This is a genomic window from Chryseobacterium sp. CS2K3, from assembly GCF_059515185.1.
On record NZ_JCAKRW010000001.1, the window covers coordinates 401961 to 422496 of the forward strand.

Annotated in this window: 22 protein-coding genes; 11 read left to right on the top strand and 11 right to left on the bottom strand. The window is 35.9% G+C overall.

The features are described from left to right. Positions 1 to 72: 72 nt before the first annotated feature. Positions 73 to 1380 carry a Fe-S cluster assembly protein SufD gene (gene sufD / locus AC5YGG_RS01825; protein ID WP_496142707.1) on the top strand — a complete coding sequence of 436 codons (1308 nt, stop codon included), beginning with the start codon at positions 73 to 75 and terminating at the stop codon, positions 1378 to 1380. 68 nt (positions 1381 to 1448) lie between these two features. Here sufD and AC5YGG_RS01830 read toward each other — a convergent pair whose 3' ends face one another. Both AC5YGG_RS01830 and AC5YGG_RS01835 read right to left on the bottom strand, forming a co-directional pair. Beyond that, the gene (locus AC5YGG_RS01830; protein ID WP_496142708.1) at positions 1449 to 2372 is read right to left on the bottom strand and encodes a DUF3078 domain-containing protein; all 924 of its coding nucleotides are present in this window, start codon (positions 2370 to 2372) and stop codon (positions 1449 to 1451) included. A gap of 229 nt (positions 2373 to 2601) precedes the next feature. Next, entirely contained in the window at positions 2602 to 3528 is a 927-nt protein-coding gene (locus tag AC5YGG_RS01835) for a DUF3078 domain-containing protein (RefSeq protein ID WP_496142709.1), read from the bottom strand. 246 nt (positions 3529 to 3774) lie between these two features. Here AC5YGG_RS01835 and AC5YGG_RS01840 point away from each other — a divergent pair, with 246 nt between their 5' ends. From AC5YGG_RS01840 to AC5YGG_RS01855, 4 genes are all read left to right on the top strand, one after another. Then, positions 3775 to 4542, top strand: a complete 768-nt coding sequence (locus tag AC5YGG_RS01840) for a rhomboid family intramembrane serine protease (protein WP_496142710.1) — start codon at positions 3775 to 3777, stop codon at positions 4540 to 4542. A 34-nt stretch (positions 4543 to 4576) separates the two neighbouring features. Then, on the top strand, positions 4577 to 5686 hold the full coding sequence (dprA, locus tag AC5YGG_RS01845; RefSeq protein ID WP_496142711.1) for a DNA-processing protein DprA: 1110 nt from the start codon (positions 4577 to 4579) through the stop codon (positions 5684 to 5686). Between the two features lie 190 nt (positions 5687 to 5876). Further along, positions 5877 to 7235: an NADP-specific glutamate dehydrogenase gene (gene gdhA, locus AC5YGG_RS01850; protein ID WP_496142712.1), complete on the top strand. Its 1359-nt coding sequence runs from the start codon at positions 5877 to 5879 to the stop codon at positions 7233 to 7235. Between the two features lie 186 nt (positions 7236 to 7421). Further along, positions 7422 to 7733: an iron chaperone gene (locus tag AC5YGG_RS01855; RefSeq protein ID WP_496142713.1), complete on the top strand. Its 312-nt coding sequence runs from the start codon at positions 7422 to 7424 to the stop codon at positions 7731 to 7733. A 45-nt stretch (positions 7734 to 7778) separates the two neighbouring features. Here the strand turns inward: AC5YGG_RS01855 and AC5YGG_RS01860 are convergent, their stop codons facing one another. Next, entirely contained in the window at positions 7779 to 8081 is a 303-nt protein-coding gene (locus AC5YGG_RS01860; protein WP_496142714.1) for a hypothetical protein, read from the bottom strand. 248 nt (positions 8082 to 8329) lie between these two features. After that, positions 8330 to 8818 carry a YkgJ family cysteine cluster protein gene (locus tag AC5YGG_RS01865; RefSeq protein ID WP_496142715.1) on the bottom strand — a complete coding sequence of 163 codons (489 nt, stop codon included), beginning with the start codon at positions 8816 to 8818 and terminating at the stop codon, positions 8330 to 8332. Between the two features lie 100 nt (positions 8819 to 8918). On the opposite strand from AC5YGG_RS01865, the gene AC5YGG_RS01870 reads away from it, so the two are divergent. Further along, positions 8919 to 9299 carry a group III truncated hemoglobin gene (locus tag AC5YGG_RS01870; RefSeq protein WP_123858541.1) on the top strand — a complete coding sequence of 127 codons (381 nt, stop codon included), beginning with the start codon at positions 8919 to 8921 and terminating at the stop codon, positions 9297 to 9299. Between the two features lie 309 nt (positions 9300 to 9608). Continuing rightward, positions 9609 to 10022, top strand: coding sequence for a fascin domain-containing protein (locus AC5YGG_RS01875; protein ID WP_065395658.1), 414 nt, complete (start codon positions 9609 to 9611; stop codon positions 10020 to 10022). Positions 10023 to 10103: 81 nt separating this feature from the next. Here the strand turns inward: AC5YGG_RS01875 and AC5YGG_RS01880 are convergent, their stop codons facing one another. The 6 genes from AC5YGG_RS01880 to hflX form a co-directional block, all read right to left on the bottom strand. Continuing rightward, entirely contained in the window at positions 10104 to 11174 is a 1071-nt protein-coding gene (locus tag AC5YGG_RS01880) for a calcium:cation antiporter (protein ID WP_496142716.1), read from the bottom strand. Positions 11175 to 11240: 66 nt separating this feature from the next. Continuing rightward, entirely contained in the window at positions 11241 to 11573 is a 333-nt protein-coding gene (locus AC5YGG_RS01885) for a DUF6122 family protein (protein WP_496142717.1), read from the bottom strand. Next, positions 11570 to 12289 carry a DNA alkylation repair protein gene (locus AC5YGG_RS01890; RefSeq protein ID WP_496142718.1) on the bottom strand — a complete coding sequence of 240 codons (720 nt, stop codon included), beginning with the start codon at positions 12287 to 12289 and terminating at the stop codon, positions 11570 to 11572. Before AC5YGG_RS01890 ends, AC5YGG_RS01885 begins: the two co-directional genes overlap by 4 nt. 25 nt (positions 12290 to 12314) lie before the next feature. After that, on the bottom strand, positions 12315 to 13595 hold the full coding sequence (locus AC5YGG_RS01895) for a cation:proton antiporter (RefSeq protein ID WP_065395654.1): 1281 nt from the start codon (positions 13593 to 13595) through the stop codon (positions 12315 to 12317). 17 nt (positions 13596 to 13612) lie between these two features. Then, positions 13613 to 14248, bottom strand: coding sequence for a DUF4919 domain-containing protein (locus AC5YGG_RS01900; RefSeq protein WP_496142719.1), 636 nt, complete (start codon positions 14246 to 14248; stop codon positions 13613 to 13615). Continuing rightward, positions 14248 to 15471, bottom strand: coding sequence for a GTPase HflX (hflX, locus tag AC5YGG_RS01905; protein WP_496142720.1), 1224 nt, complete (start codon positions 15469 to 15471; stop codon positions 14248 to 14250). The genes AC5YGG_RS01900 and hflX overlap by 1 nt, the downstream gene beginning before the upstream one ends. 195 nt (positions 15472 to 15666) lie before the next feature. Here hflX and AC5YGG_RS01910 point away from each other — a divergent pair, with 195 nt between their 5' ends. The 4 genes from AC5YGG_RS01910 (at position 15667) to AC5YGG_RS01925 (ending at position 19961) form a co-directional block, all read left to right on the top strand. After that, positions 15667 to 16374, top strand: coding sequence for a LytR/AlgR family response regulator transcription factor (locus tag AC5YGG_RS01910; protein WP_496142721.1), 708 nt, complete (start codon positions 15667 to 15669; stop codon positions 16372 to 16374). Between the two features lie 162 nt (positions 16375 to 16536). Beyond that, a complete protein-coding gene (locus AC5YGG_RS01915) occupies positions 16537 to 17013 on the top strand; it encodes a T9SS type A sorting domain-containing protein (RefSeq protein ID WP_496142722.1) in 477 nt (158 codons plus the stop codon). 5 nt (positions 17014 to 17018) lie between these two features. Continuing rightward, positions 17019 to 19541 carry a beta strand repeat-containing protein gene (locus tag AC5YGG_RS01920; RefSeq protein ID WP_496142723.1) on the top strand — a complete coding sequence of 841 codons (2523 nt, stop codon included), beginning with the start codon at positions 17019 to 17021 and terminating at the stop codon, positions 19539 to 19541. Between the two features lie 6 nt (positions 19542 to 19547). Then, positions 19548 to 19961: a hypothetical protein gene (locus AC5YGG_RS01925; RefSeq protein ID WP_496142724.1), complete on the top strand. Its 414-nt coding sequence runs from the start codon at positions 19548 to 19550 to the stop codon at positions 19959 to 19961. A gap of 90 nt (positions 19962 to 20051) precedes the next feature. Here AC5YGG_RS01925 and AC5YGG_RS01930 read toward each other — a convergent pair whose 3' ends face one another. Continuing rightward, on the bottom strand, positions 20052 to 20489 hold the full coding sequence (locus tag AC5YGG_RS01930; RefSeq protein WP_496142725.1) for an META domain-containing protein: 438 nt from the start codon (positions 20487 to 20489) through the stop codon (positions 20052 to 20054). Positions 20490 to 20536: the final 47 nt, after the last annotated feature.

Sequence of the window (20536 nt, forward strand, 5' to 3'; positions counted from 1 at the left end):
AAATTAAACGCAATCTTTGTCATTCCGTAGGAATCTAGCATTCTTATAATTGACAGAATAAACGTTCAGAAAATGAGTTTAAACGAACAAATTTTAAATAATCATAACGAATTTCTAAGCACACTTCGTCACCGTTTTTTGGATGAAACGAGAGTTCAGGCTTTAGGAAAGTTTGCAGAAGCTGGTTTTCCGACAAAGAAAGACGAAGAATATAAATATACCAATCTAAAGGAGATCACGGAAAAAAACTACAACTTCTTTCCGAACGAACACCATAATATCACTAAGGAGCAGTTTGATCAATTGCATCTGGGTGAAGAAAATTTTGATTGGATTGTTTTTGTAAATGGTAAACTTCACAAAGAGCTTTCAAAAGTATCTATTGAAAATGTAGAGTTCCTTTCATTCAATTATGCATTGAATGATGACAAACATAAAGAGGTTTTTGAAAAATATTTCAATACAATTGCTTCTAAAGATTTAGCTTTCACAAACTTAAACCTTGCTTACTGCAAATACGGTTTCTTTTTGAAAGTTCCTAAAAATGTAGTAATTGAAAAGCCAATTCATGTTTTCTATATCTCTCAGAATCAAGAAGAAAACACATTCTACAACACAAGAAATCTATTGATCGTAGAAGAAGGGGCAAAAGTAGAGATCATTGAAAGTCATCACAACTTTGACAGTACTTATGTATTAACAAACTCTGTGACTGAGATTTTCACTTATCCAAATGCAAAAGCAGACTGGCATAAACTTCAGAACGACAACAATACTTCATATCTTATTGACAATACTTTCGCAAAACAGGAAAAAGACAGTTTAACAACTGTAAATACATTCTCATTCGGAGGTAAATTGGTAAGAAACAACCTTGATTTCATCCAGAATGGATCTAATATCAATTCATTCATGAATGGTATTACGATTATCGGAAAAGATCAGTTGGTAGATCATCACACGGCAGTTCATCATAATTTCCCGAACTGTGAGAGTTACCAAAACTACAAAGGAATCTTTGATGGTAATGCACACGGAGTTTTCAACGGGAAAGTATTTGTTGATAAAATTGCTCAGAAAACCAATGCTTACCAGCAGAATAACAACGTATTGCTAAGCGAAGGCGCAAGCATTGACACAAAACCTCAGTTGGAAATTTTTGCTGATGATGTAAAATGTTCTCACGGATGTACAGTAGGACAGCTGAATGAAGATGCATTATTCTATTTAAGAGCAAGAGGAATCTCTAAAAAAGAAGCTCAGGCATTACTTCTGTATGCATTTGCTAATGATGCTATGCAGAATATCGATATTGAACCTCTAAAGGAGAAAATTTCAAAGCTTTTGGCAGAGAAACTGGAAGTAGATATAGAATTTTAAAATTTATATATATTGATAAAGTAAAAGCACTTCTTATGAAGTGCTTTTTTATGTATAATAACTCCGAATTATTTTTTCAACCAATTTTGGTTATCCTTGTTCTCGGAACGTTTTTTTCCATTATCAAAGTTGTAAGCAAGACCTACTCCTAATGTTTGCTTTAACTGTGTTTTCCAGATCTGATTGTGATCATACAAAAGATCCAGAGTAACGTTGGTAGAGATATATTTATTAATCTTCATACTTAACACTCCACTATATCCCAATACCAGCCTTTCAGGGTGATCTAAGTAGTTTGAGAATACGGAAGCGGTATTAAGCAGAGTAATATTTTCCATAATTTTCAGCTTATACATTGCTGTTCCCAAGAAACCGAACTGAAACAGAGAAGAATCTCCATCATTTTTAAGACCGTAAGTTCCTGCTGTCTGAAGATCTTTATCCAATACAAAAGTCCATCTCGCGTTAGCAGGGCGTAAAGTTACCGTCAGATTTTCATTTGGACGGTAAGTAACACCAGCACCCAGATTCAGATATCCCGGAGCCATAAAGCTTGAAATTTTCTTTGCATCAGGATTATTCCCGTCTTCATAACCTGGTGCAAACTGAGTCTGAAGACCTGCTCCTGCAGAGAAGTACCAGTTTTTAGCAAACTCTCTTCCGTAATTGGTTGATAAATTAATAACATCCTGAGTTTTTCTTACTCCGGTACCCTGTGTATTATTTTGTCCGTAACCAAGAATGATAATATTTTCCCAAAGGTCCTTATTCTTCTCATAAGTAAGGTTATAATTAACCCCTGCAAGCCATCCCACGTTGTTGGCTCCACCACCTACCCAGTTTGAAAAGGCAGCCTGATTAAGCATTAGTGTGTTTTGTCCCTGAATAGACCAGGCTTTCACGGTATCTGCTGCTGGGGCATCAGCTTTAGTTTCTTGTGCTGTTACAATAGCTCCAAAAGAAATGGAAGCGATCAATAAAACTTTTTTCATAATCAAACGATTTTTTACAAATGTATAAAAATAATACTCCACACCTTCTCAAAATTCACTCTGAAATGAATTTAGTTTCACTTTAAAACCCAATGTAACACAATAAAATTAAAGCAATTAACTACTTGAATATAGTATAACGAACTTAAAGAAACTTAAAATAGTTGTATAATTTAAAACAAAAAACACCTCATTTCTGAAGTGTTTTCATATTATAGTATTTTTTAATTTATTTTTTTATCCACCATTGGCTGTCTTTTCGATCAGAGCGTTTTACTCCGTTATCCAATGTATAGGCAAAACCAATTCCTAAGGTCTGCTTTAGCTGTGTTTTTTCAATCTGATTATGATCATACAGCACATCTAATGTTATATTGGATGAAATATACTTGTTAACCTTTAAATTTAAGATCGCTCCATAAGCAAGAACCAGCCTGTCCGGACGATCCAGGTAATTGGAGAATACAGATGCGGTATTCGTTAAGTGAACATCTTCCATAATTTTAACCTTGTACAGCGCTGTTCCTAAGAAACCGAATTGTAACAACGAAGAATCTCCATCACTTTTCAGACCATAATTTCCTGCAATCTGAAGATCTTTATCTAAAACAAAAGTCCATCTGGCGTTGGTAGGTCGTAGAGTCACGGTTAAATTATCATTGGGTCTATACGTGATACCCATCCCGACGTTCAGATAGCCCGGAGACATAAAATTTGAAATCTTTTTTGCTTCCGGATTATTTCCATCTTCATATCCCGGAGCAAACTGAGACTGCAATCCTGTCCCTAAAGAGAAATACCAGCTTTTGGAAAACTTACGCCCGTAGTTGGTAGAAACATTGATCATATCCTGTGTTTTTCTGATCCCAAGTCCTTTGGTATCATTCTGCCCGTAGCCAAGAATGATAATGTTTTCCCAAAGATCATTATCTTTTTCATAGGTAATATTATAATTAATACCAGCAAGCCACCCTACGTTATTGGCTCCACCCCCTACCCAATTTGAAAAGGCAGCCTGATTAATCATTAAAGTGTTTTTTCCTAATACCGACCAGTACTTTACTGTATCTACCACGATGGAATCCTTTTTTAATTCTTCTTGTGCACTGGCATACATCCCAACAAAAAAGGAGAGAATCAATAAAAACTTCTTCATTATTCTAAATTTTCAATGCAAAAATATTAATATAATTTTTTTAAAAGGCAAATTAAGCCTTAAAGAATTCTATTCTATAAAGTTTAATCCCTTAACAATAAGGTTCTTTAGTAAAATTGATGCCAAAATAAGATGCTTAAACGTTAAAATTGACAACTTTTGTCTTAAAATCAGAGCAATAGAAACTCTTTCATCGACAAATTTTCCGAAATTTATCATTGGCTTTTGATTTGACGTAAAACCTTCATGTTTAAAAATGTAATTTCCAAAAGAGCGATTATATATCCATTGCTGATGCTTTCTGCAATGTGGTTCGGGTACTTTTTACAAATGCATGGCTTTTTTGGAAGTTGCTTCGGAGCCATTATTCCTCTTGTTCCGGAAGGGCTGCTGGGTATCATTACCTCTCCTCTTCTTCATGGAAATATGGATCATATCATTGGAAATTCAATTCCTATCGCGGCTTTGATGTTTCTTTTATATCAGTTTTATCCTTTGGTAGCCAACAAGGTGTTCTTTACCGGATGGATTGCAACAGGACTGTTGGTATGGCTACTCCCTCCTATTGATATCATGACTGGAGAATATATGTACACGTGTACCATTGGTGCCAGCGGTGTGGTATATGTTCTTGCATTTTTTCTTTTCTTCAGTGGGGTGTTTAAATGGAATATGAAGCTGCTTACCATTTCACTGCTTGTGGTATTGTATTATGGAAGTTTAGTTTGGGGAATGCTTCCTGAAGAACTTTTCTATAATATGCAGGAACCCAGCAAGATTTCATGGCAGGCTCACCTTTCCGGAGCTTTAGTCGGTAGTATTATAGCCTTTCTCTTTAAAAATGTAGGTGAAAGAAAGAAAAAATTTATTTGGGAATTTCCCAATTATTACAGTGAAAAAGATGATAAGCTTTGGCAGGAATACAAAGAAAATCACCCGGAAGATTTCCTGGAACTTCCTTATAAAAAAAGAGATGACATTTGGGATCATTTGGATGAATTAAGAAAAAAATAAAAACTTAATTCACTACATTTGAAAAAAAACACAAATGATCACCGAAGAATACTTCTATGCAATCGCCCTACGTGAATGTAGCCAGATCGGCGATATCAATTTCAATAAGCTGATTAAAATTTTCGGAAGCGCTCAGGAGACCTGGACTCATGCAAAAAAGCAATATAAAAAGATAGACGGAATGGGGCTTAAAACCGTTTCTGATATTGGGAATGATGACCATTTACGCTTTGCTGAAAAAGAATTGATGTTTTGTGAAAAAAATAACGTCAATATAAGACTAAGGCACCTTGGAGAAATACCTTCCCTTCTTAATGAATGTGCAGATGCTCCCGCAATTCTTTACCAAAAAGGAAATATTGATGATACCCTTCAAAAAGTAAGCATTGTAGGAACACGTAATATGACTTCCTATGGTAAGCAGTTTATTGAAGATTTCTTTGAAGCAAGCCAATCCTCAAAATATGCTTCTGTAAGTGGTCTTGCCTTAGGGGTAGATAAAGAGGTTCATGAACAGTCTATTCGGAGACAAAAACCAACTATAGCAGTGCTTGCCCACGGTTTTGAGTTTTTATATCCAGCCAAAAACAGAAGCCTGTCAGAAAAAATACTTCAGGATGGAGGAGCATTATTGACCGAGTTCAATTCTTCAAGAAAACCGGACCGTGAAAACTTTATACAGAGAAATAGAATTGTAGCCGGAATTTCCCCCTCTACTATTGTCGTACAAACTGCTTTTGGAGGAGGATCTGTAAGTACAGCTTCTTTCGCCAATGACTATAACAGAGATGTTTTTGCTCTTCCGGGAAAGATTTCGGACATTTATAGCCAAGGTTGTAATCAATTGATTTTCCATAACAAAGCAACGGCTATTTCAACAATCAAAGATCTTATCAATCTTTTGGGATTTAACGATCCCTCAGGAAAAATTGAAGAACTGTTTCCCCGCAGTGAGACTTCAATACAATTAACTGAAAATCAAAAACTTGTTTTACAATCTATCAAAGACCATCCACAGATTTCATTGGACGATCTGGCTCAGGAAATTTCTGTTTCGTCTCATAAAATTTTACCAATAATTTTGGAATTAGAACTTTTGGGGAAAGTAAAATCATTTTCCGGGAGGCAATTTATTGCAATTTAAGAATTAACGATTTCTTAATATTGCATTATTTCATACATAACATTTCATTTTTAATAATTTTTACGAATAAATTATCAATTTAATAATATTACGAAACATTATTATTTAATTTTTAACAATGTTAAAATATAGTGTTGTGAATCTTGAAAAAAAAATTAAATTTGTTGACAATAATATTCAACCTTAATATATGGAACAATATAATATTGACCAGAAAATCCAAGAGTTTATTGCAAAAATTGAAGCAAAAAATCCTAACGAACCGGAGTTCTTACAGGCTGTAAAAGAAGTTGCCGTAACCGTAATTCCATTCATTGCTACTAAAAAAGAATATACCGGAATGAAGCTGCTTGAAAGAATGGCTGAAGCTGAAAGAATTATTATTTTCAGAGTTCCATGGGTTGATGATAAAGGAGAAATTCAGGTTAACAGAGGTTTCAGAATTCAAATGAACTCTGCAATTGGACCATATAAAGGAGGAATCCGTTTCCACCCTACTGTAAACTTATCAGTTCTTAAGTTCTTAGCTTTCGAACAAGTGTTTAAAAACTCTCTGACTACTCTTCCAATGGGTGGAGGTAAAGGAGGTTCAGATTTCGATCCACAAGGTAAATCTGATATGGAAGTAATGCGTTTCTGCCAGGCTTTCATGACAGAATTATGCAAGCACATCGGTCCTGAAACGGACGTACCTGCAGGAGATATCGGTGTAGGAGCAAGAGAAATCGGATATTTATTCGGACAGTACAAAAAAATCAGAAACGAGTTTACAGGAGTACTTACAGGAAAAGGTCTTGCTTACGGAGGATCATTGATCCGTCCTGAAGCTACAGGATACGGAGTTGTATACTTTGCTGAGCAGATGCTTAAAACTATCGGACAGGATTTCCAAGGAAAAACTGTAACGGTATCAGGTTTCGGAAACGTAGCTTGGGGAGTTATCAAAAAAGCAACTGAGCTTGGTGCTAAAGTTGTAACGATCTCAGGTCCGGATGGATACATCTATGATAAAGATGGTATCAGCGGAGAAAAAATTGATTATTTATTAGAGCTTAGATCTTCAGGAAACAACAGAGCTGAAGATTATGCTAAAAAATATCCATCTGCTGAATTCCACGCTGGAAAACGTCCTTGGGATGTGAAGTGTGATGTAGCATTCCCTTCTGCAACTCAAAACGAGTTAGATTTAGATGATGCAAGAAAATTAGTTGAAAACGGATGTCTTTGTGTAACTGAAGCTGCGAACATGCCTTCTACACTTGATGCGATCAACTATTTCTTAGATAATAAAGTATTATTCTCTCCTGGTAAGGCTTCCAATGCTGGAGGTGTTGCAACTTCAGGATTAGAGATGACTCAGAACTCTATCCGTCTTAACTGGACGTCTGAAGAGGTAGATGCAAGATTAAAGGAAATCATGATCGGTATCCACAAAGCTTGTAGAGACTACGGAAAAGATGAGGACGGTTATGTAAACTATGTAAAAGGTGCCAATATTGCCGGCTTTGTAAAAGTAGCAGAAGCAATGTTAGCTCAAGGAGTTGTGTAATAAAAAAACAAAGGTTGGGAAAAATCCCGACCTTTTTTAATATAGCCTGTTCCCGGGATAATGGGAAAAAAGTAAAAAGTGAAAGGAGAAAGCGTTGCTATATGCAACGCTTTTTTTATTTTTAAGGTATAGAAAAATGCCTTTAAAAATATTGATGAATATCTTCTTCTATTTCCTATAGATGTAATGGAGAAACTGGCTGAACTGAGAAAAGCAATACATGCTGTGGCTCCTGATTTAGAAGAATATATCGGATATCAGATGCCAGCTTTTAAATATCTGGGTAAACCTTTGGTATATTTTGCCGGATATCAAAAACATATTGGATTTTATCCTGGAGCTGAAGGTATTAAGAATTTTGAAAAGGATTTCGAAAAAAGAAAATATAAGTTTTCCAAAGGGGCTGTACAGTTTCCGATCACAGAAAATATTCCGTTTGAACTGATTACTAAAATTGTTGAATTCAGGATGGATGAAATAAGAAAGAAAAAATCCTGAAATACAAGATTTCAGGATTCCGACTAGTTGTTTACTAAAGTACTATCACTTTTTCTTTTTAGATTTCTTTTCTTCTTTTGTAGCTTCAGAAGGTTTTGTAGCTTCAGGGGTAGTTCCAGGGCTTACAGACGGGTCTGCTGCCGGCTCTGTAGTAGGAGTATTCGTTGCAGGAGTAGTAGACTTCTGAGTGGTAGTAGAAGTACTCCAATCTGTTTTCACTTCTTCTGTTTTTGGTTGTGTTTGGGTAGTGTTTGGCGCTTCACCCGGTTTCTTTTGCGTTTCCGTTTGAGCTGATACTGTGATCACACCTACTAATGTAAATGCAGCAGTTAAAAATAACTTTTTCATAATGTAATATTTTAAATGGTTGTTTAAACTAAACGACACATTATGTACAAAATTATTTGTAAGTTACTTATTTAACGTACTTTATTATTTTTTAAGAACAATTTACAAAAAATAATCTGACGGGCTTTTCAGGAAAATAAAAGCTGGATAATGGCGATATTTTTTTATTAAAAGGACTTTCTTGAACCTTTTTACAAATCCTTGTTAAGGTTTTAAACCTTGACAAGGATTTCTTTTCTCCCAAAAAATTACTTTCCGATATTCTTCATCATCTTCTCTACAAACTCATATGCAGCGGGGCAAATAACCGTGTTTTTCAGCATCAAATTATTAATCTGATAGATCTTTTTACGATCTGTATGCGGATATTCTCTGCATGCCTTTGGTCTTACTTCATAGATAGAACAGGTATTGTCATTATTTAGAAAGAAGCATGGTAAATTCTGTAATACTTTATCATTGTCTTCATCCACTCTTAAAAATTTAGCTTCAAAATCAGCTGATTTCATCCGAAGATGCTTAGCAATCCTTTCAATATCCTTTTCTGTATATAAAGGACCTGTTGTTTTACAGCAATTGGCGCACTGTAAACAGTCTATTTCATCAAAGACTTCATCATGGGTTTCTTGTACAATATAATCAAGATTTTTGGGCGGTTTCTTTTTTAATCCGTCCAGAAATTTTTTATGTTCTTTCTGCTTTTGTAAAGCCTGTTTTTTATAAAAGTCTAAATTCATTCTTATTTCATCTCCGGATGCAAAGATAAAATATTGTTTTTATGAAATTTATCAATCCAATCTATAGATTTATCTTTTGTTTTTGCTGTACATTTGAAATATGAAAAAGCTTGAATCAAGAGAAGACATTGAACACCTTGTGAATTCATTTTATGCAAAAGTCGTTAAGGATGAAACCATTAGCTTCTTTTTTAATGATATTGCAAAAGTTGATTGGGATAAACACCTTCCAAAGATGTATTCTTTTTGGGAATCTATTTTATTTGGACAAATGACCTATAAAGGAAATCCTATGGGTGTACATTTTCCCATTAATGAGATTCAGGCTATGGAACAAAAGCATTTTGACAAGTGGCTTGAATTGTGGAGAACAACCATTGAAGAGAATTTCGTAGGAGAAAACGCTGATATGGCAATCTACAAATCTGAAAATATAGCAAAGCTTATGGCTTTTAAAATGGAATTAGCTAGAAGGCTTTAAGCAATTATCTCTCAAATTTTATCTGATTTTTATTTTTTAGCTGAAATTCAACAATCGAATTTCGTCAATTTCCTGAAATGCATTTTTAATTTTAAAGTGCAGAAGACCATGAATAATCAAAAAAAATAAAATAATTCACTATTTGGTTAAATTTGCAAATAGTTGATTTTTAAGTATTTCTACTGATCAAATTCGTTTTTTTAATATCTACCTTTACTTCATCAAAATTACTACAGACGTCTTAAACAAATTTTGACTGCGGTATCCGAAAAGCAATCAGAGTAGGAAATTTTTAAAAACTCAGAAATCATGGAACTAGTTAAAGAAAACGTAGAAACAGCTCAAGTAGTATTATTACAAGCCTTAGGAAAAGAGCAAGGACAATTCTTAAGTCATGGAAATGGAGAAGTATTTCTTCAAAATGGTATCAGAGGATTAGGCGAAGTCTTCATTCTTGAAAAATTATCAAATAACAGAGTAGCATTAAGATGCACCAGCAAAGAAAAAGGGTTATACTTAAGCCATGCTTTTGATAAATTGTGGTTACAAAACGGAATTCAGGGAGAAGGTGAAGAGTGGGAATTGGTAGTACACAGTCCTAATAAAGTTTCCTTCAATTGCTATGGCAAAGAAAAAGGTAAAACTCTTAGCCATGCCTTCGATAAAATGTGGCTACAGAATGGCTACCAAGGCGAAGGAGAGCTATGGGATATGCAAGATTAAAAGATAAATACAGTAAATACAGGGTCTGCAATTTAAAATATTGTAGACTCTTTTTTATATGAAAAAGGTAATTATAATTTTTTATGGGACAATGACCGTAAAAATATAAGCTGCCAGATTTACCAGAAGAACTGTTCCATAAAGGATATTGGTTTTTCCGCGACTTAAGGAAAGCATTACAATAAATACGGATAAGGAAAGCAGGATCACATCTTTTTTATCCAATCCTAAAACCAATGGAATGTCATACATGATACAAACTGTAGAAACTGCCGGAATCGTTAACCCTATACTTGCTAAAGCTGAACCTAAAGCCAGGTTTAAACTGGATTGAATTTGATTGGCTCTTGCTGCACGAATGGCTGCAACACCTTCCGGAAGAAGTACTACGGCTGCAATGATAACCCCAACTAAAGATTTAGGCGCTCCTAAGCTCTGCACCATATTTTCAATTGTGTCGGATAAGCCTTTTGCCATAAGAACGACGATAGCAAGACAAACAACCAAAAAGCCAAAGCTTATGAATGTTTTAGTTAATGAAGGAATATAATGTTCTTCAGGATGCTCATCCGGTACAATGAAATAGCTTCTGTGCCTCACCGTCTGGACCATTAGGAAAACTCCATAAATAACAAGACAAGCAATGGATACAAAAATAAGCTGAGCTTCATTATAGAATGGTCCGTTTACACTCGAAGTAAAATTAGGAAGAACAAGGGTTAGTATTAGAATAGAAACAATACTTACCAGATATGTTGTAGCAGAAGTTCTTGCAAAGAATTGTTCATGATATTTAACGCCACCTACTAAAATACAGATTCCTAAAATACCATTAAGAATAAGCATAACAGCGGCAAAAACAGTATCTCTAGCCAGCGTGATCGCCTGATCTCCGCCGGCAACCATCAGTGAGATGATTAAGGCGACTTCAATAATTGTAATACAAAGAGCAAGGATAATAGTCCCGAATGGCTCCCCTACTTTATGGGCAACAACTTCGGCATGATGCACCGCCGATAATACACTCCCAATAAGCAAAATTCCGGCAATGACATCATAAATGATACCACCACCCATTAGTCCTGAAAAGTAATAAATTACCGCAAGGACAGGAAAAATATAAGTATAATGTAAAAGTTCTCTAAGTCTCATAAAGTGACTACAAAATACAAAAAATCTATAAATTTTTAAATACTAAAAGAAAATATTAATGATATTTTAATGACACCACAAGGTAAAGTCCTGAAAATCCGTGATCATATGAAACAATAGCCCAATAGCAATAATTCTAATATTCCCTTTGAAAAATAACATTGCACAATACACGGCAATAGCATAATATGAATGGAGAATATGAAATCCTATACTATTTCTTGAAGGATCAAAAATCGGATTGGCAAAAAGATGATCGAGATCCACCAGCATTGTTGCCAATAAAATGAGATATGCCTTTTTCCAATTCTTACGGTAAAATACCAATGCTATACATACCGGAAATCCAAAGTGCAAAAAATAATGAGTAAATGATTTCCAAAAGAGACAATCCATCATATTCTGCCTTTTAAATAATCCTGTCTCACTTCTTCATCCAGTTTTTCGATAGCATATCGCAGGCAAGTTCTTGGCATTTCTTTGTAATATTGGTTCAGATAAGAAATCAGCTCTCCTTCGTTCATATTTCCCATTTCACGCAATAGCCAGCCATTTGCTTTATGCATAAGATCGTGAGAATGTTTTAGATTTCTGGTTACAAACTCCTTGGTAAGTTCAAAAGATCCTTTTTTTATATGGTGCATCGTCCCCACCACTGCAATTCTCTTATGCCACATTTCCTCGGCTTCTGAGAGTTCTCTCAGGAGATTTTCTTTCTTATTTTCATAAGCATATCTCCCTAAAATTTTATAACAACTTGAATCTACCAGGTCCCAATTGTTAACATAAGGAAGATGATTGAGATAAAAATCCACCACTTCTTCTTTTACACTGATATCTTTTGTTTTTTCAAACTTTGAGATCAGGATAAAAAGGGCAGTAAGACGATGTTCATGATATTTAGAGGAAAGTAATTCACTTAATTCTTTTAAATTGATTTTTGAGTAGTATTCTTTAGCTACAGACCTTTGATCAGGAACTTTTACACCCAGAAACAAATCTCCTTCACCATATTCTCCTTTTCCTGTTTTGAAAAACCTTGGAAAGAATTCCGCTTTCTCAGGAATGGATAAGACCGCAAGAGCTTCATGGATTTCTTTAATAATACTACTCATTTTAATAACAATCTGGTGTTAAAAGCTACGCTTTATCTTCTAAAATACCTTGTTCCTCTTCTTCTTTTACAATCTGGTTAGGATTCGCCACTTTAGCAATGGTAAGCCCCTGAACAATAATGGAAAACACCACTACACAATAAGTAATACTAAGAATAATCTCACTATATTCACTTTTGGGAATAGACATCGCCAATGCAATGGAAACACCCCCACGAATTCCTCCCCAAACCAATACTTTCACTGTTTGTGGGCTGAAACTCTTTCTCAGAGAAGTAAACTTCGTAGGTCCCCATATGGAAATAAATCTTGCAAACAGAACTACGAAAATCGCCAGTAATCCTGGAATCATGAAGTGTTTCAGATCTTTAATCATTAAAAGTTCAAATCCTATAAAAAGGAATAGTACAGCATTCAGAATTTCATCGATGAGCTCCCAGAATTTGATCAGATAATCCTGAGTAACGGACTTCATTTTAAAGTTTCTGTTGAAGTTCCCCATAAATAATCCTGCCGCTACCATCGTTAGTGGTCCTGAAATATGCATTTGTCTAGCAATAAGATAACCTCCCATCACCACAGAAAGTGTTACCAGCACGGAAATAATATAATCATCTACTTCACGCATCAATCTGGACGTTACCCATCCCAGTAAAACACCTAAAAGAATACCTCCACCAGCTTCATGAAGTAGCAATAAACCTATACTTTCCACTCCAAGATCCACTTCTTTACCCACAGCCAGTTGTAAAACCACCGTGAAAACCACAACAGCCATACCATCATTGAAAAGAGATTCTCCGGCAACTTTAGTTTCCAGAGATTTCGATACTTTCGCTTGTTTCAAGACACTTAATACTGCCACCGGATCGGTAGGAGAAATCAATGCCCCAAATACAAGACAGTAAATAAACGGAAGCTTGACGCCCACATAAGGAAGAAGATAAAACATCCCGAAACCAACTACAAAAGTGGAAATTACGACTCCCACCGTAGAAAATATCAGTACAGGACGAAACTGCTCCTTAAGATCGTTGATATTAATATGGATTCCCCCCGCAAAGAGAAGGAAGTTAAGCATAGCTCCCATCAGAATTTCTGTAAAATCAATACTTTCCATCAGGCTATTAAGGTGCCCAAACGTTCTTGGTAAAACCGTTTCTCCAAACAATACAAGAAAAATGGAAACCACAATGGCTATGACCATAATTCCGATAGTACTTGGAAGTTTTAAGAATCTGTAGTTAAGATATGCAAATATAGATGCTAATACGATTAATGCTGAAAATGAATAATATAATTCCACTAAGTGTTTTTTAAAGATTAATTGGTTAGTTCTAAATAAAGTACTTTGATATAAATTTTGTTACCCTCTTTTTCCCAAATATCATACATCCCGTCTTTGGATGGTTTTGAACCTCTTGTGTAATCCTTTCCTATATTCAAAATATTAAGAAAAATATATTCATCTCCTACGGAATTGACCAGGTAAGCCGTTTTTTCAGATTTTCCATCTCCCGAGCTCTTTATACCATCCGCAAGAGAGCGAAACTGATTAAGATGATGCATGAAATTATTACCATCCTTCTTAGAATCATATGCTCTAAGAAGAATCAGAAGAATATCAAGATTGGTAGGATCTTTATCATATAAAACCTTTCCCTGCTTAATACATTCCTCAAAATTATTCAGTTTAAAAGCTTCTACCAGGTTTTTGAAACGTTCGTCAGAAGTTGATATTTTATCATTTCTAAAATTCCTTCCGTAGTAAAGATATTGTGATTCTATACTATCTAAAGACTTAGGATACCCTTTATATTTAAAAATAAGCTTCTCGTAATTGTACGGAGAATCTGTTTTTTTAAGACTTTTTTCAATAGCTTTAAAATCTATTTTTGATTTCTGGCTGAAGCCAAAAACTGAAAACAGAATGAATAAAAGGAAAAAATGGTATCTCATTATTTGTTGTTTTCTTCTTCCTCGTCATCAAAGTACTCGAAAAGGAAATCGTTGTACGGAAATCTGGAAATATGAATCTTCATAACCTCATCATAGATCATCTTTTTCATTTCCGGGAAGTTTTCCTTTGTAAGTGCTGAGATGAAAACAGTAGGATGTTTGGATTTTGCCATCCATGTTTTTTCCCACTCTTCCAGAGAGACATTTTTCTTCGTACTAGGCGTCAGATCATCATCATCTTTTCTCTCGTAGCTGAAATCATCAATTTTATTGAAAACCATGATCATTGGCTTTTGATGAGCATTGATTTCCATTAATATCTGATTTACAGATTCAATATGATCTTCGAAGCTTGCATGAGAAATATCCACCACATGAATAAGAAGATCCGCTTCACGCACCTCATCCAATGTAGATTTGAACGATTCGACTAACTGTGTAGGTAATTTTCTTATAAATCCTACCGTATCGGTAAGTAAGAATGGAAGATTCCCGATGACAACTTTTCGTACGGTAGTATCCAGAGTTGCAAACAATTTATTTTCTGCAAAAACTTCAGACTTTGAAAGAGAATTCATCAAAGTAGATTTTCCTACGTTCGTATATCCTACTAATGCAGCACGAACAACTTTTCCACGATTGTTACGCTGAGTCGCCATTTGTTTATCAATCGTCTTCAGTTTCTCTTTCAGCAAGGTAATTCTGTCACGGATGATACGACGGTCAGTTTCAATTTCCGTTTCTCCGGGACCTCTCATCCCGATCCCCCCTTTCTGACGTTCAAGGTGGGTCCACATCCTTGTCAACCTAGGTAAAAGATACTGATATTGTGCTAACTCCACCTGAGTTCTTGCATAAGAAGTCTGTGCTCTTTGGGCAAAAATATCAAGAATAAGGTTCGTACGGTCCAGGATCTTAACTTCCATTTCTCTTTCCAGGTTTTTAAGCTGTGAAGGAGAAAGCTCATCGTCAAAAATTACGGTTCCGATTTCGTTTTCTTTTACATATTCTTTTATTTCAAGTGCTTTTCCGCTTCCGATAAAGGTTTTGGAATCAGGCTGTGTTAATTTTTGAGTGAAGCGCTTTTGTACAGTGGCTCCGGCAGTGAAAGCTAAAAACTCCAGTTCATCCATATACTCTGTAAGCTTTTCTTCGTCCTGATGCTGGGTTACAATACCCACCAAGACTGCTTTCTCATAATTATGTTCTTTCTTTTCTAACATTAAGTTCTGTCTATGTTTATGATTTTTACAAGATAATATTTTTCAGAAAAAAAACAAAATCAATTTTTATTTAATAACACATTTTAATATAAATTTAAGTTGAGAGACCTATTGTTTTATAAAAAATCAATAACTTTATGTAATAATTTTCTGATTTTTAAATTTTTAAATTAAAAATTAACACCCCAGAAGATCATGATTTCCCATATCAAATGTATGATTATTGATGATGATGAACTGGACAGGCTGGTTCTTCAGCATTATATTAAGCAATATGAAAATATTGAAATGGTCGCTTCTTTTGATTCAGCAGAAAAAGCAATTCCTTATCTTGAACTTCCCATTGATCTCATCATCACCAATACGAACCTGAAAGGCATGAGTGGTCTTGAGTTTAGAAAAATCGCTCGAAAGATACCCGCCTGTATCTTTGTAAGTGCTTATCCTGAACTAGCCGCATGTGTTTTTGAAATGGATACGTTAGATTTCATTACCAAACCAGTGACTAAAGAACGTTTTCATTATTCTATGCAGAGACTTTTCGAGTTTTTTAAGGTAAAAGAAAAGTGTGAATGTTATGATGCCATGCTGGGACAAGATTGTATCAAATTAAAAGAAAGTGGAAATATTTTCCAGGTCAGAAAAACAGATATTCTGTATCTGGAAGCATTAAAGGATTACACCAGAATTATTACCCTTGAAAAAAAGCATTGTATTCTGGATTCTCTTGGTAATCTTCTTCATAAAAGCTTTTTTGATTCTTTTGTAAGAATTCACCGAAGCTATGCCGTGCCTCGCCATCTTATCCGTGGAAAAAATTGCCATGAAATAGAACTTATTCACCAGATAAAGCTTCCTATTGGCAGAACTTACAGGGATAACCTTTCCTTTTTTGAATCTTAAAAACAAGAACAGATTTTCAATAATAATTCACAAAATGCTATTGGTCGATTATTTCTGCCGTTAGTCTATTTTTCTCTTATTCAATTCTGATAGGCAGTAATTTAGTCTTCCCAAATTTCACATTGAGAAAAGACATTTATTAGCAACTTAAAACTGTTATTCATGAAAAGAATATCTATGTATTATTGTATTCTGCTCATCTTTCCCGCCTCAATTCTGCATGCACAATCAGCAGTATTAGCAACAGGAATGGATGCCTCAGGAGGTAATGGCTCAAGCTCTTATAGTGTAGGTCAGATCGCATATCTTTTCAAAGGTACTGATCCTCAAATCATGGAGGGTTTGCAGCAACCTTACGAAATCATCACCCTTGCTACTCTCGAACCGTCCTCAGACCTTGAAGGTATTTTAATATACCCCAATCCTTTCAAAGATTATCTGTACCTGGATTTTACCACAAATAATTATAAAGGTTCAGAATACCAGCTCTTCGACTCACAAGGTAAGCTGATCAAAAAAGACGTGATTTTACAATCAAAATCCGAGCTTAATTTTTCTTCCCTGCCATCTGCAATGTATATCATAAGGATCAATCAGAAAGGAGAAAATATCAAGACCTTTAAAATCATTAAAAAATAATCACCATGAAAAAAATATTATCAATGTTTTGGATCTTGTCCGGGCTCTTTATAGGGCTTTCACAAGCTCCGGAAAAAATGAGTTACCAAGCAGTCATCAGAAACGGTTCCGGACAGCTTTTGGTTAATCAGGGGATCGCTACCAGAGTAAGTGTATTACAAGGTTCTCCTGCAGGAGCATCAGTTTATTCGGAACGACTTACCGGAAATACCAACGCCAATGGATTAATCACTATGGAAATAGGTACGGGAACGGTACTTACAGGAACATTTGCTTCTATAGACTGGTCTTCGGGAAGTTATTACTTAAAAACTGAAACTGACCCGGCTGGCGGAAGCAGTTATACAATAATAGGAACCAGCCAGCTATTAAGCGTACCCTATGCCTTGTATGCAAAATCGGCAGGTGGCACTGGTGGAAGTTTCACTATCCCCTATACCAATACAGTAAATAATGCATCTACCTTATTTTCTCTAACAAATGACGGAGATGGAACTTCACTGGAAGGAATCAATAATACTGCGACATCAAGTATCTCTGCCATAAGAGGTATTGTAAACAGTACAGCACCTGGTGGATTCTCTACCGGAGTCCGCGGGATTAATAACGGCACAGGAGGATTAGGAATCGGAGTATGGGGGAGCCAGGCTGGAAGTGGCTGGGGTGTTTATGGGTCTACTCCCAACGGATTAGGGGTATATGGTAACGCGACATCAAACGGAATCGGTGTTTACGCCAACAGTAATACAGGTACGGGGCTTACAGCAACCAGTAATAACGGAATCCCGGCAAGTATTTCTATTTTCAATAACGCAAATAATAATAGTGTTCTTAATGTTTCCAGTGTAGGAAACGGGACTATTGTAAATGTAACCACTACAGGTAACGGTGATGGTGTATCGAGTTCTACAGGATCAGGAATTGCTCTTAGAGGAACCACCAGTATGCAGACTTCTGCCGGTGTGCTGGGTAGTAACAACGGAAATGGAGAAGCTGTAGTAGGTCTTACCACCAGCGATATTGCAGGAGCCGTCGTGGGGAGAAACGATGGCGGCGGTTATGGAGTAAGAGGTTTCATCGCTACTAATACAGCCGGAACCGGAATTGGTGTATACGGACAGGTTGGGCTGAACAACAGTACCGGACGAGCTGGTAGATTTGAAAATTTTAACCCAACCAATACCGATGCCAATACTTTTGAAGTAAAATCAAACGGAAATGGCAATATCCCGGACAATACAAAAGGAAATGCTTCTTCTTTCCTGCTTGATAACACCAACAGTGTAGGGGCAGCAGTAAGAGCGGAAGTGAATACTATTTTCGGAAATTTTGGAGCCGCTGCTGTATTTGGTGTTTCTTCTGGCACAGGAGGACGCGCCGGATTATTCTATGCATCCAATCCTGCAGGTAACGGAGCTTCTCTAATAGCACTTACAGATGGAAACGGAAATGCGATCACCGCCAATGCCGGTAAGGATGGAAATGGTGTAGAAACCAATATTGATGGTGCAGGAAATGCTCTGTATGCGTGGGTTCCTTCTTTTTCAACAGGACGTGCCGGTAGATTTGAAATTTTCAATGACAATAATACAAGTGATGTGATCACAGTAAAAACCATTGGAAATGGTATTGCCGGAAGTTTTAAAGTAGATAAAGTTACCGGAACATCTCCTGCCGTAAAAGGAGAAGTTAATTCTCAATTTGCTAATTTCGGAACTGCTGGTATTTATGGGATATCTTCAGGTACAGGAGGATTTGCCGGTTTATTTCATGCAAGTAATCCTGCCGGAAACGGACCTGCTTTAGTAGCTATTGCGGATGGAAATGGAAACGGAATCACAGCCAATGCATCCAATACAGGAGACGGAGTTGAAACAACTGTAGACGGATCAGGAAATGCTCTTTTCGCATGGGTTCCGAATTTTGCAACCGGACGAGCTGCGAGACTTGTTAATTTTAACACCTCCAATACCAACCCTGTTCTTACAGCAGAAACCCATAGTTCCGGCTCTATTGCTCTATTCAAATCCGGAAATCCCGGAACGGTAAACGTAGCACGTATAGATAATACAGGAAAAGGCTTTTTTAACGGAGGAACACAAAACAGTGGTGCCGATGTTGCCGAAGCATTTGATGTAAACGGACACATTTCTGAATATGAACCAGGCGATATTCTGACTATCTCAACAAAAGCAGACAGAACAGTAGAAAAATCTTCAAAACCTTATTCCAATCTTGTTGCCGGAGTATATGCTACCAAACCGGGAGTACTTCTTACTGAGGAACATATAGACACAGATCTTTCCAATAAAGTTCCGATGGGGGTAATCGGTGTTATTCCAACAAAAGTTTGTATGGAGAGTGGTAAAATCAAAAGAGGAGATCTTTTAGTTACCTCATCAAAGTCTGGTGTTGCCATGAAAGCTGATCTTAAAAAAGTAAAAATAGGACAAGTCATCGGAAAAGCTCTTCAGGATTATGATCAAAAAGAGATTGGAAAAATTCAAGTATTAGTCAATATAAAATAAATCGTCATGAAAATAGTATATATCATCCCATTATTGTTTGTAAGTATTATCACCTATGCTCAGGAAAGCACAAAATCTGCTCCCGCAGAAGATCAAACCTTGGCTGTAAAACAAATAAAGGAGCAGGAAGCAAAGATTTTAAAAGAGACTAAGGAAAGTACAGAGAAAAAAGCACCACAAACAGGGCTGGTTTCTAATCATGGGCTTGAAGTCAAAAATAAAGAATCTAAGCCCAAATCTACGGACAACAGTTCAGGCAAAATGCTTCCCAATACAGCAAGTCTTGAAGACCTCAAAAAAACTATTCCCAACAGACAGGCATCTCATACTATAAATTCTAGGAACACAAGTACAATGACCATTGGACTGCCAAATACGGCAACTTTAGAGGAAATAAAAAAAACAATCTCTAAAAACTAATAACATCCAAAAAGCTGATAACCAAACTAGATTTTTCAAACAAAAGAAGTCCGCTACTAAGCGGACTTTTTATATTTTCTAGAGGAGAAATTAATCCCAATCTGCAGCAACAAATTTCATGGAGTTTCCTTTATCATCAGACAATGTAAGGAAATGTCCTTCTACAGTATACTTTGTCATAGTATTAAAATTTTTCTGAAAAGCAGTTTCCAAACTCATATCTTGACATGCTTTCATCGTCCCAATTCCATTTGAAATTTTCACTTTTCCATTTTCTTTAAACTCAGTAGTATATGACATTTGGTTACAGCCCATGTATACACTTCCCTGAATTTTACCATCTTCCATTGGGGATGTCAGGTTAAGCTCTGCTTTATGGGCAATCAGCTCATCTTTAGAAAATCCATCTAAGGAAACCAACATCCATTGTCTCTGAATCTTGTAATCTTTGAGCTGAGGAACAGCTGAACAGTTTAAAGCAATCCCCAAAAATAAAACAGCCAAAAGTGGTAATAGTATTTTTTTCATGCGCTTTATCATCCCATTTTCATACCAATTCACCACAGAATCTCGTA

Excerpts from the sequence above, each read along its gene's own strand:
- sufD (WP_496142707.1), top strand. The coding sequence starts at position 73 with ATGAGTTTAAACGAACAAATTTTAAATAATCATAACGAATTTCTAAGC.
- AC5YGG_RS01835 (WP_496142709.1), bottom strand. The coding sequence starts at position 3,528 with ATGAAGAAGTTTTTATTGATTCTCTCCTTTTTTGTTGGGATGTATGCC.
- dprA (WP_496142711.1), top strand. The coding sequence starts at position 4,577 with ATGATCACCGAAGAATACTTCTATGCAATCGCCCTACGTGAATGTAGC.
- hflX (WP_496142720.1), bottom strand. The coding sequence starts at position 15,471 with ATGTTAGAAAAGAAAGAACATAATTATGAGAAAGCAGTCTTGGTGGGT.
- AC5YGG_RS01920 (WP_496142723.1), top strand. The coding sequence starts at position 17,019 with ATGAAAAAAATATTATCAATGTTTTGGATCTTGTCCGGGCTCTTTATA.
- AC5YGG_RS01865 (WP_496142715.1), bottom strand. The coding sequence starts at position 8,818 with ATGAATTTAGACTTTTATAAAAAACAGGCTTTACAAAAGCAGAAAGAA.
- AC5YGG_RS01855 (WP_496142713.1), top strand. The coding sequence starts at position 7,422 with ATGGAGAAACTGGCTGAACTGAGAAAAGCAATACATGCTGTGGCTCCT.
- AC5YGG_RS01925 (WP_496142724.1), top strand. The coding sequence starts at position 19,548 with ATGAAAATAGTATATATCATCCCATTATTGTTTGTAAGTATTATCACC.
- AC5YGG_RS01870 (WP_123858541.1), top strand. The coding sequence starts at position 8,919 with ATGAAAAAGCTTGAATCAAGAGAAGACATTGAACACCTTGTGAATTCA.
- AC5YGG_RS01880 (WP_496142716.1), bottom strand. The coding sequence starts at position 11,174 with ATGAGACTTAGAGAACTTTTACATTATACTTATATTTTTCCTGTCCTT.
- AC5YGG_RS01900 (WP_496142719.1), bottom strand. The coding sequence starts at position 14,248 with ATGAGATACCATTTTTTCCTTTTATTCATTCTGTTTTCAGTTTTTGGC.
- AC5YGG_RS01860 (WP_496142714.1), bottom strand. The coding sequence starts at position 8,081 with ATGAAAAAGTTATTTTTAACTGCTGCATTTACATTAGTAGGTGTGATC.
- AC5YGG_RS01910 (WP_496142721.1), top strand. The coding sequence starts at position 15,667 with ATGATTTCCCATATCAAATGTATGATTATTGATGATGATGAACTGGAC.
- AC5YGG_RS01875 (WP_065395658.1), top strand. The coding sequence starts at position 9,609 with ATGGAACTAGTTAAAGAAAACGTAGAAACAGCTCAAGTAGTATTATTA.
- AC5YGG_RS01840 (WP_496142710.1), top strand. The coding sequence starts at position 3,775 with ATGTTTAAAAATGTAATTTCCAAAAGAGCGATTATATATCCATTGCTG.
- gdhA (WP_496142712.1), top strand. The coding sequence starts at position 5,877 with ATGGAACAATATAATATTGACCAGAAAATCCAAGAGTTTATTGCAAAA.
- AC5YGG_RS01915 (WP_496142722.1), top strand. The coding sequence starts at position 16,537 with ATGAAAAGAATATCTATGTATTATTGTATTCTGCTCATCTTTCCCGCC.
- AC5YGG_RS01930 (WP_496142725.1), bottom strand. The coding sequence starts at position 20,489 with ATGAAAAAAATACTATTACCACTTTTGGCTGTTTTATTTTTGGGGATT.
- AC5YGG_RS01885 (WP_496142717.1), bottom strand. The coding sequence starts at position 11,573 with ATGATGGATTGTCTCTTTTGGAAATCATTTACTCATTATTTTTTGCAC.
- AC5YGG_RS01890 (WP_496142718.1), bottom strand. The coding sequence starts at position 12,289 with ATGAGTAGTATTATTAAAGAAATCCATGAAGCTCTTGCGGTCTTATCC.
- AC5YGG_RS01830 (WP_496142708.1), bottom strand. The coding sequence starts at position 2,372 with ATGAAAAAAGTTTTATTGATCGCTTCCATTTCTTTTGGAGCTATTGTA.